This window comes from Streptomyces actuosus (assembly GCF_016921115.1).
GTDB classification, from domain to species: domain Bacteria; phylum Actinomycetota; class Actinomycetes; order Streptomycetales; family Streptomycetaceae; genus Streptomyces; species Streptomyces actuosus_A.
The window spans coordinates 1-450 of sequence record NZ_JAFFZS010000204.1 but is presented as its reverse complement, the minus strand read 5'-3'; the positions used below and the strand labels follow the sequence as shown (position 1 = coordinate 450).

Sequence of the window (450 nt, the reverse complement as noted above, 5' to 3'; positions counted from 1 at the left end):
AAATAAGACAAAGGGGAAATGAAATAAAGAAATCGACAATGCAGGTCAAGACACGGATTATGCAACAGACTGGAGACAGTCGGATGTTCGGAAATTCAAAACATGGTAGCCACTGGGTCTCAAATGGTTAGCAATAAGCAAGCTTCGTGCTCTGGTAGTGCATTTCAACTATTCTATGGGGGGCGACCGCCCTTGAACCATATATATATATATATATACACAAATGAGGTATTTGCATACACCCTCTTCAGCCAAATCAAATCCCCCTATAATATTAGATAGCAACCAGAACTCCTCAGATCAGCATCACAAAAAAGAAAAGAAAACAACGTGGTAATGTCAATCCGAGCAAGCCGATCAATTCCCATGCGATCCATCAGCATTCCCAACTGGAACCCAGTTTCAGCAAAACACATAATACTTACCAGTTCGCCTATTGGCTCTGGATAC

The 450-nt window shown here is 41.6% G+C and carries 1 protein-coding gene; it reads right to left on the bottom strand.

The features are described 5' to 3' along the window. Positions 1–266 precede the first annotated feature (266 nt). A partial coding sequence (locus JS756_RS36145) for a hypothetical protein (protein ID WP_205387490.1) occupies positions 267–450 on the bottom strand: 184 nt, incomplete at its 5' end.